Annotated in this window: 19 protein-coding genes; 13 read left to right on the forward strand and 6 right to left on the reverse strand. The window is 36.5% G+C overall.

The features are described 5' to 3' along the window. Positions 1-38: 38 nt before the first annotated feature. From MED134_RS02840 to MED134_RS02850, 3 genes are read left to right on the forward strand one after another with little or no spacing between them, the layout of a single operon-like run. Positions 39-941 (forward strand): mechanosensitive ion channel family protein, encoded by a 903-nt coding sequence (locus MED134_RS02840; protein WP_021778879.1) that lies wholly within the window; start codon positions 39-41, stop codon positions 939-941. Between the two features lie 17 nt (positions 942-958). Beyond that, on the forward strand, positions 959-1,264 hold the full coding sequence (hpf, locus tag MED134_RS02845; RefSeq protein WP_021778878.1) for a ribosome hibernation-promoting factor, HPF/YfiA family: 306 nt from the start codon (positions 959-961) through the stop codon (positions 1,262-1,264). A gap of 11 nt (positions 1,265-1,275) precedes the next feature. Then, positions 1,276-1,737: an arsenate reductase family protein gene (locus MED134_RS02850; protein ID WP_021778877.1), complete on the forward strand. Its 462-nt coding sequence runs from the start codon at positions 1,276-1,278 to the stop codon at positions 1,735-1,737. Between the two features lie 72 nt (positions 1,738-1,809). Here MED134_RS02850 and MED134_RS02855 read toward each other — a convergent pair whose 3' ends face one another. After that, positions 1,810-2,406, reverse strand: a complete 597-nt coding sequence (locus MED134_RS02855; RefSeq protein ID WP_021778876.1) for a nitroreductase family protein — start codon at positions 2,404-2,406, stop codon at positions 1,810-1,812. 273 nt (positions 2,407-2,679) lie between these two features. On the opposite strand from MED134_RS02855, the gene MED134_RS02860 reads away from it, so the two are divergent. The 3 genes from MED134_RS02860 (at position 2,680) to MED134_RS15165 (ending at position 4,700) form a co-directional block, all read left to right on the forward strand. Then, the gene (locus MED134_RS02860; protein ID WP_021778875.1) at positions 2,680-3,975 is read left to right on the forward strand and encodes an OmpA family protein; all 1,296 of its coding nucleotides are present in this window, start codon (positions 2,680-2,682) and stop codon (positions 3,973-3,975) included. A gap of 144 nt (positions 3,976-4,119) precedes the next feature. Continuing rightward, positions 4,120-4,542: a hypothetical protein gene (locus tag MED134_RS02865; RefSeq protein WP_021778874.1), complete on the forward strand. Its 423-nt coding sequence runs from the start codon at positions 4,120-4,122 to the stop codon at positions 4,540-4,542. Further along, complete coding sequence (locus MED134_RS15165) at positions 4,542-4,700, forward strand: hypothetical protein (RefSeq protein WP_021778873.1); 159 nt, start codon at positions 4,542-4,544, stop codon at positions 4,698-4,700. The genes MED134_RS02865 and MED134_RS15165 overlap by 1 nt, the downstream gene beginning before the upstream one ends. Position 4,701: 1 nt before the next feature. Here MED134_RS15165 and MED134_RS02870 read toward each other — a convergent pair whose 3' ends face one another. The 3 genes from MED134_RS02870 to MED134_RS02880 form a co-directional block, all read right to left on the reverse strand. Next, a complete protein-coding gene (locus MED134_RS02870) occupies positions 4,702-5,385 on the reverse strand; it encodes a DUF2461 domain-containing protein (protein WP_021778872.1) in 684 nt (227 codons plus the stop codon). 96 nt (positions 5,386-5,481) lie between these two features. After that, positions 5,482-6,030, reverse strand: coding sequence for a type 1 glutamine amidotransferase domain-containing protein (locus MED134_RS02875; protein WP_021778871.1), 549 nt, complete (start codon positions 6,028-6,030; stop codon positions 5,482-5,484). Positions 6,031-6,171: 141 nt separating this feature from the next. Then, the gene (locus MED134_RS02880; protein ID WP_021778870.1) at positions 6,172-6,951 is read right to left on the reverse strand and encodes a tRNA pseudouridine synthase A; all 780 of its coding nucleotides are present in this window, start codon (positions 6,949-6,951) and stop codon (positions 6,172-6,174) included. Between the two features lie 89 nt (positions 6,952-7,040). On the opposite strand from MED134_RS02880, the gene MED134_RS02885 reads away from it, so the two are divergent. The 4 genes from MED134_RS02885 (at position 7,041) to MED134_RS14645 (ending at position 10,565) form a co-directional block, all read left to right on the forward strand. Beyond that, positions 7,041-7,475 carry a hypothetical protein gene (locus MED134_RS02885; RefSeq protein ID WP_021778869.1) on the forward strand — a complete coding sequence of 145 codons (435 nt, stop codon included), beginning with the start codon at positions 7,041-7,043 and terminating at the stop codon, positions 7,473-7,475. A gap of 85 nt (positions 7,476-7,560) precedes the next feature. Then, complete coding sequence (locus tag MED134_RS02890) at positions 7,561-8,364, forward strand: DUF1853 family protein (RefSeq protein ID WP_021778868.1); 804 nt, start codon at positions 7,561-7,563, stop codon at positions 8,362-8,364. A gap of 60 nt (positions 8,365-8,424) precedes the next feature. Next, the gene (locus MED134_RS02895) at positions 8,425-9,219 is read left to right on the forward strand and encodes a LytTR family DNA-binding domain-containing protein (RefSeq protein ID WP_021778867.1); all 795 of its coding nucleotides are present in this window, start codon (positions 8,425-8,427) and stop codon (positions 9,217-9,219) included. Between the two features lie 101 nt (positions 9,220-9,320). Further along, on the forward strand, positions 9,321-10,565 hold the full coding sequence (locus MED134_RS14645) for a S41 family peptidase (protein WP_021778866.1): 1,245 nt from the start codon (positions 9,321-9,323) through the stop codon (positions 10,563-10,565). Positions 10,566-10,599: 34 nt separating this feature from the next. Here MED134_RS14645 and hisIE read toward each other — a convergent pair whose 3' ends face one another. Next, entirely contained in the window at positions 10,600-11,199 is a 600-nt protein-coding gene (hisIE, locus tag MED134_RS02905) for a bifunctional phosphoribosyl-AMP cyclohydrolase/phosphoribosyl-ATP diphosphatase HisIE (RefSeq protein ID WP_021778865.1), read from the reverse strand. Positions 11,200-11,221: 22 nt separating this feature from the next. Next, complete coding sequence (hisF, locus tag MED134_RS02910) at positions 11,222-11,977, reverse strand: imidazole glycerol phosphate synthase subunit HisF (protein WP_021778864.1); 756 nt, start codon at positions 11,975-11,977, stop codon at positions 11,222-11,224. A gap of 218 nt (positions 11,978-12,195) precedes the next feature. Between hisF and MED134_RS02915 the strand changes: the two genes are divergently transcribed. The 3 genes from MED134_RS02915 to MED134_RS02925 are packed head-to-tail and all read left to right on the forward strand — an operon-like array spanning position 12,196 to position 13,887. Further along, positions 12,196-12,387 carry a hypothetical protein gene (locus tag MED134_RS02915; RefSeq protein WP_021778863.1) on the forward strand — a complete coding sequence of 64 codons (192 nt, stop codon included), beginning with the start codon at positions 12,196-12,198 and terminating at the stop codon, positions 12,385-12,387. Between the two features lie 42 nt (positions 12,388-12,429). Then, a complete protein-coding gene (locus MED134_RS02920; protein ID WP_021778862.1) occupies positions 12,430-12,846 on the forward strand; it encodes a VOC family protein in 417 nt (138 codons plus the stop codon). Between the two features lie 3 nt (positions 12,847-12,849). Beyond that, positions 12,850-13,887 (forward strand): AI-2E family transporter, encoded by a 1,038-nt coding sequence (locus MED134_RS02925; protein ID WP_021778861.1) that lies wholly within the window; start codon positions 12,850-12,852, stop codon positions 13,885-13,887. The last annotated feature ends 95 nt before the right edge of the window (positions 13,888-13,982 follow it).

Below are 13,982 nucleotides of genomic sequence, written 5' to 3' on the forward strand. Positions count from 1 at the left end.
AAACTTTAAACGTACTTTTAAAAATACCAACCATTATTATGAGCATTATACAACAATCTACTACAACTACAATTTCTGAAGCATTTAATAATGCGACAGAGAGCTTTATAGAACAGCTACCGCAAATCACAATGGGTGTACTCATTATTGTGCTAGGAGTGTTAATAGCTGGATGGATAGGCCGTTTTGCAAGAAAGAGAATATCGGCTAGAACAGACGATCCTTTAATGAGCAAATTTTTGGGCACCGCTATTAAGTACCTGATAATTATAATTACTATAATGCTGGCATTACGCGCAGCGGGACTTGCTGGAGTAGCTACGGGAATACTCACCGCTGCCGGTGCAAGTGCTGTAGTACTAGGGTTTGCATTTAAGGATATAGGCGAAAACTTTATAGCAGGTATTATTCTTGCGTTTAATAGACCCTTTGATGTAGATGATACCGTTATGGTAGGGTCAAATTTTGGGAAAGTAAAAACTCTTGATTTAAGATATACAAAGCTCAAAACCTTTGACGGTAAAGATGTTTATATACCTAATAGTGATGTACTCACAGAGCCCGTAACAAACTACACAGAAGATGGTTTTTACAGATGGGACTTTGTAATAGGTATTGCTTATGAAGATAATATAGAAGGTGCAAAAGAAACCGTACTCAGAGCTCTTGCAGATGAGCCTAATGTTATTAATGACGAGATACACGAAAACTTTGTTATAGAAGATGAACTTGCAACAAGTACTGTAAATCTTAAAGTTTTCTTTTGGGTAGACACTAAAGACTTTAGAAAACAAGCAATGATCACAAAGGGTAATGTGGTACGTAAAGTAAAAGAAGCACTAGAAGATGATGGCTATTATATGCCAGCAGATATACAAGAAATTAAACTCTATGGCGGTGTAAAGGAATTCCCGCTTAGTTTTAATAAGAATACTAATTAAATTAAAAATAGATAACTATGGAAATAATATTTGAATATCACGACGTAACTGCAAGTGCTGAGTTAGAAGCTTTCGCGAAAGCGCAATTAGAAAAACTTGCAGATAAATATCAATTTATACACAGAGCAGATGTGTTTTTTAAACTTGAAAATACTTCAAGTGACGAGACGGGAAAAATTTCTGGTGTACGTATAAGTATGCCTGGTCCAAGATTATTTGCCGAGCATAGCTCTGACGACTTTTACCCTTCACTAAAGGAAGCGATAAATGAAGTAGAAGTGCAGTTAAGAAAGAAAAAAGAAAAAATGCAAGCTCACCACTAAAACCTAAAAGAATGCCAACCGATATGACACTAGCAATAGATAATAATGAGCTTATAGTGATTTATTCACAAGACTCCAGTATAGGAAAACAAGTAATAGGCTATGCCAAGAGTAGCGAGAGTAAAGTAAATCTGATTAATATATCAGAAGCTGGACTTACAGGTACCCAATGGAGCGAGGTAGCAGATATGTTAGGCGCTGGTATAGATGAACTTGTTGCTAAGGATCATCCAGATGTAGATGATTTTGCAAAAAATGCTACGCTAAGCGATGACGACTGGATTCATTTTATACAGAACAATAGCAATGCTATACAGAAACCTATCCTTATTAAAGGTAAAAAAGCTATGCAGGTTGAAACCCCATCAGACGTTTTACAGTTTATTGATGTAGATTCGGCTGGGTTAGAAAAGCATCCTGTAGGTGATGAGCCAGAAATAGCACCTAACACTGATGATGAACAACAAGTATAAAATTTAAAATTCATCTCATAAAAAAGGAGCCACTTTATTAAAGTGGCTCCTTTTTGTTATAATAGCTTACAACTATATTTCAAAGATTTGCTCATTAAAATCTCCATTAAAAGTAAAAGAATGTTGAGATTTTCTTGATCTTAATTTTGTCTCTTCTTCTTGAAGGTCATCAGATAGTTTATCTAAGTCACCTCCATAATAGCCTATAGCCGTTGCCGTGGCAATATGATAGTTATCTGGCATAGCAAACTCTGTCATTGCTTTCTTATAATTTACACCAGCCATTTGATGTAGCGCTATTCCTAATTGTTGTGCTTGTACAGATACATTACCCATAAAAAGACCTAAATCGTGTAACGCGTGAAAATTATCTTTTCCATCTGGAGTAGTCTTTTTATAACCGCCTAGCATAAGTGCCTGCGCATTATTTGCCCACGACTGGTTAAACTCATCAAGACAAGAAAATATACGATCATATGCCTCTGTCCCTTTAATACCCCATATGATAACCCACGGCTGGTGGTTATTATAACTTGGTGCCCACCTTCCCGCTTCAAATAGTACTCTTAGCTGTTCTTCAGAAATGGCTTCTGTTCCAAAAACTCTTGGACTCCATCTATTCTCTATAAGTGGATTAATCATATATTCTGTTGTAGTTTCCTTTTTCATATTCTTTTTTTTATAAAAGTATTTTTATAGCACTAAATGGAGCGGTTTATTAATAATAATTAACGCGTGTTCCCTCGGTATTTTAACTATTCTTTATAAAATGTGAAATTTCATAAAGAATTGGCAGATTATGTCTGTAATTTTTAAAGGTAATTAAGCTACAACTCAGCGTGTTAAGAATATGATAAATCTTCGTTAATAAGTACGAATATTCTTGTTTAAGCAGCATTAAACATTAATTTTGCGGCTGAATTTGAACTAACAATAACATTTATGAAAAAGATTACACTTGCTATAATCGCATTAGTAGGAATGCAATTAGCAACAAATGCACAAGAGAGTACTGAGACTATGTCTACTGACTTCAACAAGTGGTCTGTAGAGCTTACAGGAGGAGTTAACAAACCAGTTCGTCCAGTTTCTGGAGGTTCTTTTACAAACACTCCATCTCTTTATACAGTAACAGGTGGCGTACGCTATATGTTTAACGAGAAAGTAGGTCTTAAAGGAGGTATTGCTTACAATAGCTTTGAAAATGACGATAATAGTAATGAATTTAATACAGCACTTTACAACTTCTCTTTAGAAGGAGTAATTAACGCTGGAAACATTCTTGGTTTTAGAGAGTGGACTAACACTTTTAACGTGCTTGTACACGGTGGTATGGGATATTCTGCATTAACTACAGATGCTCCAGCTGTTGAGAGAGATTTTGGAGATGCAGACCAGATGCTTAGCTTTATGGTGGGTGTAACTCCACAGGTAAGAATTTCTGATAGAATTGCTCTAGTTGCAGATCTTACTGCAGTAGGTAATGTACGTCAAGATTTAACTTTTAACGGTACACCAGCTGGTGGAACAAAAGGTTTTGATGGTTTTTATGTAAACGCAACTGCAGGTATAAACATATACCTAGGTAAAGCAGAGAAGCACGCAGACTGGTACTCAAGCAATAACGTTGCTCAAGAGCAAATTGAGGACTTACAGAATCGTCTAGCAAAAGTTGAGACAGATCTTATCGATACAGACCAAGATGGTGTTGCAGACTATTTAGATCGTGAGCCTAACACTGTTTCTGGTGTTGCTGTAAATACTAAAGGTGTGGCTGTAGACCAAAACAAAAATGGAGTTCCAGACGAGTTAGAGTCTACGTTAGATAATCGTTATGCTAAGAAGAGCGACATTCCTACTTCTACTCCAGCTATCGCTTCAGGAGATGACGTAATCAAAAAATTAATTGAAGATGGATACGTAAACGTATACTTCCAGTTCAATAGTACTAAGCCTGAAACTTACAGCCTTGAGTCTATTAACTACCTTATTAAGTATATGACTGAAAACGCTGGTGCATCTGCTCAACTTGTAGGTTATGCAGACGAGATTGGAAACGCATCAACTAACCAACGTCTTTCTGAGAGAAGAGCTCAAAAAGTAAAAGATATTATGGTAGCTGCAGGAATCTCTGCTAGCCGTCTTACTGCAACAGGTAACGGTGAAGATGCTTCTGTAGACAAAAACTCTGCTCCTGCTCGTCAGTTAGTAAGAAGAGTAACTTTTAAACTTAACTAATCGATTATAGATTACTTTAAGTGTTAATTGCAAAGCCTCCGATTTTTCGGGGGCTTTGCTCGTTAATAAGGTGTTGAGAAGTATTAGGTATGCTTTCGCGAAAGCGCAATACGTTTACCTAACTTTAAAGAAAACACAGGAGTTATGAATGATAGACCTAATGATATCAAGAGAATACGTCCAGAAATTCCAAAAGCACGTATTAACGATCAAATGAGTGATGAGGAGCGATTTCAAAACATTACACTCCGGCCGGTTGTAAAATTGCAAAATCCACTGCTTATAGAAATGTTTAGAAACTACATTTCAAAAAGGAAAAATGTGTTTTATAACCTATCTCTTGAGAAGCGACTTGATTATGTAGAAAATGCTGTTAATAAGGATATGAAATTCCGTAACAGCCTTAAAGGAATGATAATAGGACAGTTTACTGTAGAGGAGTATCTTATTTATATACAAAACTCATCTGCACTTAATAAAAGAATGGCAAATCTCTTAAGAGAACGCCTTATAAGCCAAGTGCAACTCTTTGATAACCCAAATGAAGTACTTATTAAAGCTAGTTAATGCAAATACCTACAGACATACCAAAACCGCAAAATAATAGCCCTATAGACCCCTCATCACCTCTAGAGCTCATAATCTTTATTGCGTTACCCATACTACTTATTGTAGTATACTTTGTAAACAGAAAACGTGTGAGGGATAAAAGGAAAAAGAAGTAATTTATAATATGGACTCGCCATTGAGATCTGTTGTGAGCACGTCACTCATATAATCAAAGTATGGTCGTAGTAGTTTATAATGAGATACAACCGTCTCACTAAAATCACTTTGCATTACTTCCCTATCTGTAAACTCCTTGCGCACCACAAAGCTTTTGAGTTTTATAAGGTCAATGTTTGGGTCATTCTTATCAAAATCTCGTGGAGCAGTTTTTACAGCATTTGTGGTTTCAAATCCATTAGGAAACGCTTTCGCGAAAGCGTAATCATTAAGTATATCTCTTATGTCACTAGCATCAAGATGAAACTCTGTGCGTATGCGCTTGAGATCTTCCTTTTCTGGATTAAAGAAACCACCGGCTATAACAGATTTGTCTCCCGGTTCAATACGAAGATAATAACCGCCACGCCTGTGCGCTCCCGCCCTACTAAAACTTGCAGACCTATGCACATTATAAGGCGTCTTGTCCTTACTAAATCGTATATCACGATTAATTCGAAAGACTTTGAGTTTCTCAATGTCATCAGTTTCATTGAGTCCCGTTTTAATAGTAGCATAGAGGTCTTTTAAAACCTTCTCACTATCTTGATATCGAGATTTATGGTCTGCCATCCACTCACGTGTATTATTCTTCTTAAGATCTTTAAGAAATGTGAGAGAAGCCTTAGGTACAGCTGTAATCATATAATGTCTTTAGGTTGTCTAAGTTACTTATATAAATAAAAATAGCCACCACAAAATGTGGTGGCTATTTCAATCATCAATCAAATCAAACCTGAATTACGCGTGTTGTAATTCGTGCTTTCCTTCTTTTATTTCTTCAATGAGCTTAGCGTTAAAAGCTTCTAGATCTCCAGGGTTACGACTTGTTACGAGTGCCTCGTCTACTACCACTTCTTTATCTACCCACAGTGCTCCCGCATTTTTAAGGTCGGTTTTAATACTGTTAAACGATGTCATCGTTCTCCCGTTTACTACATCTGCCTCTATGAGTAATTGCGGCGCGTGGCATATAGCTGCTACTGGTTTGCTTTGTTTGAAAAAGTCTCTTATAAAAATAAGCGCGTCATCGTTACGTCTTAATTTATCTGGATTAATAACTCCTCCAGGTAGCATTAGTGCATTATAATCTTTTGCACTCACGTTATCTACTGTGTCTGTTACATCATACTCACCAGACCAGTTACCGTCTGCCCATCCTTTTATGGTTCCTGTTTTTTCACTTATTATATCTACGGTGAAACCTTCATTTTTCATCGCCTCAAGTGGTGATTTTAATTCACTCTCTTCAAATCCGTCTGTTGCTAATATTGCTACTCTCTTTGTCATAATCTTTCTTCTTTTTAGTTAAACAATTAATTATGAAACAAAGATACTGTGAGGCTCTTACCCTCGCCGTTAAAGAGATGGTAAGATAAACTGGCTCAGGGTTAAACCTTTATTAAATGACTTGCAAAGCTGTTAAGAATGTTAAATCTGAACGTCCTGCAACAATAAACCGCTTGCCTGGGCAATGCGTGTGAGCTTAATATCATTACTAGCATCTAGTGTCTTTTTAAAAAACTCAAGATCAATATTACCCTGCCCTAGATCAAAAAGCGCACCCATCATAAGACGTATCTGGTGGCGCTTAAACCCTTTACCGCTTACGCGAAAAGCATAACTCTCCTCTGGAAAGAAGCTAGCGGTATACAAATCATTAATCTCAATTGTAGATGATAGTACGTGACCAATAGTTTGAGTTTGTGGATTAGGCTTATAAGCATACGATCTAAAATCGTGCTCTCCCTCAAAAAGCCTTGCAGCCTCCTTCATAAGCTCGATGTCTAGATCACCCGCTATATTAATCATATAAGGTGCGGCAAATGGATGATTCTTTTCTCCATAAGAAAAAAGATACACATATTCCTTTGCGATGGGAGCATCCATCACATTAAATTTTTTATCTACCTGAGTAATTTGAAGACAGCGTATGTCTTGCGGTAAGTTATCATTAAGTAACGTAAGAAAACCTTCTGCTGGTAGTGGGCTATCATTTAAAAACAACTCAACATAAGCCACATTTGCAGAGACCTTTGCATCTGTTCTGCCAGAAGCCAATAGTTTAAAATTTTTGCGATCAAGCACATAGGAAAAGGTACGCTCCATCATACGCTCCACAGTGAGAACATCTGGCTGCTTCTGCCAGCCGTGGTATCTAAAACCTAAGTATTGAATCTTTAAAAGATAGTAGTATCGCTTATCAAACATCCTTCAAAAATAGCTGCCTCATTTTAATTTTAGATTGATAATTAAAAAATAATTGTAAATTAAAACTCAAATAACTAAAACCAATTATTATGACGACTACACAAAAACCTTCTACACTTTTCTGGATTATTGGTATTGTGCTCCTCCTCTGGAATTTAATGGGGGCTAGTGCCTTTATAGTAGACAACTTCTTTACAGATATGATTGCAAGCGCTTATAATGAAGAGCAAATGGCTGCCATAAACGCAACTCCTTTATGGTCTAAGATACTTTATGGAATTTCTACTATAGGTGGGCTTCTAGCTGCAATATTACTACTTGCCAGAAAAGTAGGTGCCGTGCGTATCTATGCAATATCACTTATTGCTATTATTATACACACAGTATATAATATAGGCTTTGCCAATGCGATGGAACTTTTTGGTGTGGGAGCTGGTCTTATATTTCCTCTTATCATTATACTCCTCGCTATTTTTGAATACTGGTGGAGTAAGTATAGTGCATCAAAAGGGTGGTTAAAATAAGAGCCACTACATATTATATAAAGCTGTCACATTATTGTGATGGCTTTTTTTGTTTGTAAATGTTTACAATGAGTATTTTTAGACGATGAAGCAATATGCTGGTTTTCTTAACACGCCTACCTTGTGGACGGGCACGCAATTCTCCCTTACTCAATTTGAAATACCTCGTATTGATTTATCTACATTCAGCGCCACGACAATACCACCTCATTTAAGATTAGGCCACCAGGTAGAATATATCTTCAAACAACTTTTAGATCATTCTGAAAGATATACCGTGCTCGCTCACAACATCCAGATTAAGCGAGATAAAATAACACTAGGTGAACTTGATTTTGTGGTAGAAGACCGCTTTCGCGAAAGCGTAAAAATACACATTGAGCTTACCTATAAATTTTACATTATAGATACTACGGTTGCTAGCCCCATACATCAACTTATGGGACCCAACCGAAAAGATCACTTCTACCTAAAAGTGCAAAAAACAAGAGATAGGCAACTACCTCTTGCCTACTCTGCAGAAGGACTTGACGCGCTACAGTCTATAAATGTTAACCCAGAGCAACTAGAACAATGCACACTTTTTATGGGTCAACTTTTTACGCCCTATAATAAAAACGTAATACTCCCAGAGGAAATAAATCCTCGTGCCATAATAGGTTACTGGATGCAACTAGATGACTTTTGCACCGCATCCTTTCTAGATTACAGATACTATATAACTACTAAGCCAGAGTGGTTACACGAGCCATATAATGAAGTAAACTGGCTCAATCACAAAGAGGCACTAGCTATTATAAGAGAAAAACATACGCTCAAGAGGGCACCTCTTGTATGGATACAAAAAGATGACGCCACAGTTGATAAAGCTTTTGTGGTATGGTGGTAAATTTTAAAGGACACTTGACTGGTAATGATGTACTTCATAAATTGAAGCAAAATTAAAGTCTTGCAAAAATATCCATTTGACCAAAAATTTAGCAGCTATCTATTTACTGCATTAGGGCTGGCTATTTGGGTATTTGCATTTCTCTTTCTCACAGAACCGCTTGATGTAAATCAATTTAAAACAAGCGAAAAACTCATTTACCTCCCGCTATATGGTATGCTTGCCGCGATATGTTATCTAGGTATTTATCCTATGCAAAAGCGTCTCTACAAGCATAAAAATAAACAATGGACACTATTAAGCGAGCTGCTTTTTTTCTCAATGTTTATAACGATTACATTTATCGTGATGCGGTGCTTTTACCTATATGTGGTGGTTTTTAATGAGCCTAACCCATACTCTCTAGGCTATTACTTTACCTCAATATTTTTACCAGCCGTACTAGTCATATTTCCTATAGTAGCTATCGCTAGATATGCCTTAGGTAAGTATGCAAATAAGAAAATAGAAAATTCTAAACTTTTTATATCTGGTGATGGTAATTATGAGGGTATAAGACTTCTAGAGTCTGATTTGATCTTACTAGAAGCATCTGATAATTATGTAGAAGTTCATTATCAAAGTCAAGGTATTTTAAAAAAACAACTGGTGCGTGCTAGGTTATCACGACTAGAAAAAGAACATACGCAACTACTGCGCACACATAGATCATATCTTATAAACAGAGCCCACTTTACCTCTCTGAAAACACAAAATAACAAGCTAGGAGTTATACTTACACACGATATTTTTGTTCCAGTTTCAAAAACCTATATCTCACAAGTAAAAGAGGCGTTTAGTTTCGCCACAAACTAACGGCATTTCGCCCCAAGACCCATTATATAAGGAGATTTAAGCATATTCAAGTTTAGATTTGTTGCATCAAATAATTGTTCAACTTCTTTAAATAAAGCGTTATGAAAATCTCAATTTCTAACTTTCTTTTACTATTCTTTGTCTTTTTTGCTTTCGCGAAAGCGCAATCACAACAAACCTGTAATTGTAAAGATGAGCTTGCTTTTATAGATTCTCACATTACAGAAATGACTTCTTTTAAAAAGCAAATAAAAGGAGATCACAAAGAAGCCTATGAGCAAACTTTAAACGAATTAAGTAAAGAGGTGACAACGAGTATGCCTATTGCTGAGTGCTATAGAGCTCTTAATATATTACTCTCTCAGGTTAAGGATAAACACGCACATATCAAGCATATAAAACCGAGTATACTTGCTAGCACCTTACTGACAGATAAAGATATAAACCAATACCGTATAAGTAAATCATTTACAAATTACCCTAGGTATGAATCGCTCACTTCTCTACAAAAGGAAATCGAAAAAGCACCTTCCAGAAGTGTAGAGGGCGTTTACCAGAGGGAAGGTGTATTTACAATAGGTGTTGTAAAGAATGGAAACCTTTATAGCGGTGTGGTACTAGCCTCACAGTCGCCTTTATGGATCCCAGGTCAAATTGCTTACACGATTATTCCCAATGGAGAGGGTATGTATGATGTTATGACTAGTGATATACCGGGAGGAACACTGAGATTTATAAGGGCTTTATATTTACACAATGGTACATTATGGCATCTTAAAAAAGAAAATGCAAGTCCATATACGGCTGTGAGCAAAGAGAATGGGGATTGGTATTTTAAACAAATCTCACCTAATACACAATACCTATATATGGGCTCGTTTTCTAATAGTGAAGAAAATGTAGCTGCTTTTACTTCATTTTACAACTCTCATAAATCAAAAATTACGGCTCAAAACATAATTATAGACTTACGTAATAATGGAGGCGGTAACTCAAAATATTCTGATCCGTTTTATAAAATACTTAAAAAGAGTAAAGCAAATGTTTATGTCATTACCAACTTCTGGTCTGCCAGTAATAGTGAGCAATTTACCCTCAAATTAAAGAGTTTAAAAAACACCACTCACTTAGGTATGCGTACCTACGGTGCGATAGCTTATGGATCTAATTATGGTAAGCTCTTAGAGAGTCCCTCTGGTCTATTTGCCATTTATCCCACAGATATGAACTTTCATAAATATATAGATTATGAATATGTAGGGATACAACCAGACATTGTACTAGAGTATAATGAAGACTGGATTAAGCAAACACTAGATTATATTAAAACAAGAGATACGTTCTAGTATTTTTTGTAGTCTGGCGTTTTCTTAACTCAACTTATTTATGTCTAGCAATAAGCGTTTTTTCTATATCACGTAGGTGAAACCCTTTTGCCTGTAATAAAACCATATAGTGGAACAAGAGGTCTGCGCTTTCATTAAGGAATAGGTGATCGTTATCATCTTTTGCTTCAATAACCACCTCTACGGCCTCTTCTCCTACCTTTTGAGCTACTTTATTAATCCCACTTCTAAAGAGTGACGCAACATAAGAGTCTGCTGTATCCTTAGTATTCCAGCGATCTTCTATGACTTCTTCGAGTTTTGATAAAAACCCAAAATTTACCTTGTTAGTCTCTCCCCAGCAAGTATCTGTACCTTTATGACAAGTAGGTCCTTGAGGGGTTACTTGTACTAGTAGTGTATCATTATCACAGTCTACCGCAATATTTTCAAGATGTAAATAGTTTTTAGTCTCTTCACCTTTAGTCCAAAGTCTCCCTTTAGAACGGCTAAAAAAAGTAACTTTTTTTAAAGCAAGTGTTTTCTCATAAGCCTCAAGATTCATAAAGCCTAGCATCAACACATTTTTAGTTCTTACATCTTGTATTATTGCTGGAACAAGACCATTCTCATACTTATCAAAATCTATTTTCATTGCTTGTAATATCTGGTAAAAGTTATAATCTCATCGCAATCCCTTGCGTGGCTAACTCTTCTTTTAAACTTGGAATTTCTATTTCTTTAAAGTGAAAAACACTGGCTGCAAGAGCTGCATCTGCCTTACCCTCTGTAAAAGCATCTGCAAAGTGTTGCATATTTCCCGCTCCTCCACTTGCAATTATTGGGATATTTAGACTTTCAGAAAGTCTGGCTAGCGCCTCGTTTGCAAAACCATCTTTTGTACCGTCATTGTCCATAGAGGTAAAAAGGATCTCACCTGCACCGCGCTCTTCTACTTCTTTTGCCCAGTCAAAGAGGTTGTACTCCGTAGGCACCTTTCCTCCTACTAGATGTACAATCCACTCTCCTTCTACATACTTTGCGTCTATAGCTACAACAATACATTGAGAACCAAATTTTGCTACAAGCTCATTAATGAGTTCTGGTCTCTTTACAGCACTAGAGTTTATAGAAACTTTATCTGCACCATTCTGTAATAAGATATCTACATCTTCTACAGACGATATTCCACCCCCTACGGTAAATGGTATGTTTACTTGAGAGGCCACTCTTAACACTAGATCTGCAAGGGTCTTACGACGTTCTTCTGTAGCAGATATGTCTAAAAACACAAGCTCATCTGCTCCAGTCTCTGAGTAGATCTTTGCAAGTGCTACTGGATCACCAGCATCTCTAAGGTTTACAAAGTTTGTTCCCTTTACAGTTCTACCGTCCTTAATATCTAAACAAGGAATAATACGCTTAGTAATCACGTGATGTATCTTTCTGAAGGTTCATATTATAAAAAACGCAAATTTATAGAAAACCACCTCTATAAACTTACAATTGGTCACAGCATTTCTTAAACCCTCTTAAAATTTAATCCAAATTCACAAAGTGCTATTAATAATCTTGTAATAACGTGTTAAGCCATCACGGTAAAAGGTCATATCTCTTTACCTTTAATTTTATAAATAACAAATACTGTCAAATGATCAAACTTATAGGCGTCATAGCACTAGTTGCGGGAGCAATATTACTTGTTTTAGGAGTTCTTGGAATTTTCGGGAGTCTAGAAACAGGTATAAGTCCGTGGGCATTTACTATATTAGGTTTGATCTTTTTCTTCTCTGGTATCTCTCTATTAAAACATATAAAAGATACAGATACACTAGATAAATAAAAAAAATTGTGCGTAGCTTAGTAATTCAATTTTATACTAAAAATGAGTACAAGACCATTTCACCTCGCTATACCTGTAGATAATTTAGAAAAAGCACGCGCCTTCTATCGCAATATACTTGACCTACCTGAAGGCCGCAGCAGCGACCACTGGGTAGATTTCAACTTTTTCGGTCACCAGCTAGTGATTCATTACAAGGAAAAATCTACTGTAGATGAAGTCCATAATGAAGTAGATGGTAAAGCGGTACCTGTTCCTCATTTTGGAGTTGTACTCGCTTGGGAAGATTTTGAAGCATTTGCCGAAAAAATCACACCACACGTAGATTTTGTAATAGAACCTTATGTACGCTTTAAAGGTCTAACGGGAGAGCAAACTACAATGTTCTTCTATGACCCTTGCGGTAACGCGCTTGAGTTTAAAGCCTTTAGAGACGACTCTCAAATATTTGCCAAATAATATATGCAAACACTCAAACCTAACCTTTTACGACAGTTCTTTATCATCTTTTTAATCATCCTATTTGGGTGGTTAATATTTAAAGAGATGGCAACCTATCTATCAGGTATACTAGGTGCGATTACACTCTTTGTTTTACTACGTAAATGGCAAGAATATCTAGTAAAAAAAAGAAAATGGAACTCTAGCGTTTCCGCTTGCGTTCTTATGGCAGGCTCATTTCTTGTAATACTAGTACCTATTGCTGGACTTGTATTAATGCTCACCTCAAAAATTAGTAAAGCGGTAGAAAATAGTGGCAAAGTCATAAACATTGTAAAAACAGAAATGGCAGATATAGAGTCTCGCTTTGGTCTCGATATCGCAAGCTCCATAGACACCAGTTCTGTAACAGACTGGATAAGTAGTAATCTTCAAGGGCTCGCCGGTGGGACCTTTAATGTATTTATCGCCATAGGTCTTATGTATTTTATGCTGTACTATATGCTTACTAATAGAAGGACTTTTAGAGAGTCTATGCTCGAGTATATACCCCTCAGTGAGAAAAACTTAAAACTCATAGGTAAAGATAGCCAGGAGCTTGTAAAGTCAAATGCCATAGGCATACCACTAGTAGCATTACTACAGGGACTTGTGGCACTTATAGGCTTTTTAATACTTGGCGTAGAAGATCCCTTTTTCTGGTTTGCAATTGTCACCGTTGGGTCTATGATACCATTTGTAGGTACCGCCTTAGGTATCGTACCAGTGTGTATCATTCTATACGCTGCTGGTGACATCTGGCAAGCCATCGTGATGATTATCTATGGTACGGTCGTAGTAGGCTCTACAGATAATCTTTTTAGACTCGTGATTCAAAAACGACTGGCAGACGTTCACCCACTTATTACCATTATAGGAGTTATCGTAGGTGTGCCTTTATTTGGATTTATAGGTCTCATTTTTGGACCTATTGTAGTGAGTATTTTTCTACTTATTGTAAAAATTTACAAACAAGAATATGGTAAAGAAAAACCTTCAGAACAAGAAGAAGTACTCTAAGTATCTGATTCTATAAGGTTACGCTTTCGCGAAAGCGGACTCACCCACCCCACTTCTATATTATTCAAAAATTCCTATCTTTCGCCACACAAAAA

Source organism: Dokdonia sp. MED134, from assembly GCF_000152925.2.
Lineage (GTDB): Bacteria > Bacteroidota > Bacteroidia > Flavobacteriales > Flavobacteriaceae > Dokdonia.

Coding starts and splice junctions, on each gene's coding strand:
- hisIE (WP_021778865.1), bottom strand. CDS start 11,199: ATGAAAATAGATTTTGATAAGTATGAGAATGGTCTTGTTCCAGCAATA.
- MED134_RS02875 (WP_021778871.1), bottom strand. CDS start 6,030: ATGACAAAGAGAGTAGCAATATTAGCAACAGACGGATTTGAAGAGAGT.
- MED134_RS02915 (WP_021778863.1), top strand. CDS start 12,196: ATGATCAAACTTATAGGCGTCATAGCACTAGTTGCGGGAGCAATATTA.
- MED134_RS15165 (WP_021778873.1), top strand. CDS start 4,542: ATGCAAATACCTACAGACATACCAAAACCGCAAAATAATAGCCCTATA.
- MED134_RS02855 (WP_021778876.1), bottom strand. CDS start 2,406: ATGAAAAAGGAAACTACAACAGAATATATGATTAATCCACTTATAGAG.
- MED134_RS02860 (WP_021778875.1), top strand. CDS start 2,680: ATGAAAAAGATTACACTTGCTATAATCGCATTAGTAGGAATGCAATTA.
- MED134_RS02865 (WP_021778874.1), top strand. CDS start 4,120: ATGAATGATAGACCTAATGATATCAAGAGAATACGTCCAGAAATTCCA.
- MED134_RS02880 (WP_021778870.1), bottom strand. CDS start 6,951: ATGTTTGATAAGCGATACTACTATCTTTTAAAGATTCAATACTTAGGT.
- MED134_RS02925 (WP_021778861.1), top strand. CDS start 12,850: ATGCAAACACTCAAACCTAACCTTTTACGACAGTTCTTTATCATCTTT.
- MED134_RS02840 (WP_021778879.1), top strand. CDS start 39: ATGAGCATTATACAACAATCTACTACAACTACAATTTCTGAAGCATTT.
- MED134_RS02870 (WP_021778872.1), bottom strand. CDS start 5,385: ATGATTACAGCTGTACCTAAGGCTTCTCTCACATTTCTTAAAGATCTT.
- MED134_RS02920 (WP_021778862.1), top strand. CDS start 12,430: ATGAGTACAAGACCATTTCACCTCGCTATACCTGTAGATAATTTAGAA.
- hpf (WP_021778878.1), top strand. CDS start 959: ATGGAAATAATATTTGAATATCACGACGTAACTGCAAGTGCTGAGTTA.
- MED134_RS14645 (WP_021778866.1), top strand. CDS start 9,321: ATGAAAATCTCAATTTCTAACTTTCTTTTACTATTCTTTGTCTTTTTT.
- MED134_RS02850 (WP_021778877.1), top strand. CDS start 1,276: ATGCCAACCGATATGACACTAGCAATAGATAATAATGAGCTTATAGTG.
- MED134_RS02885 (WP_021778869.1), top strand. CDS start 7,041: ATGACGACTACACAAAAACCTTCTACACTTTTCTGGATTATTGGTATT.
- MED134_RS02890 (WP_021778868.1), top strand. CDS start 7,561: ATGAAGCAATATGCTGGTTTTCTTAACACGCCTACCTTGTGGACGGGC.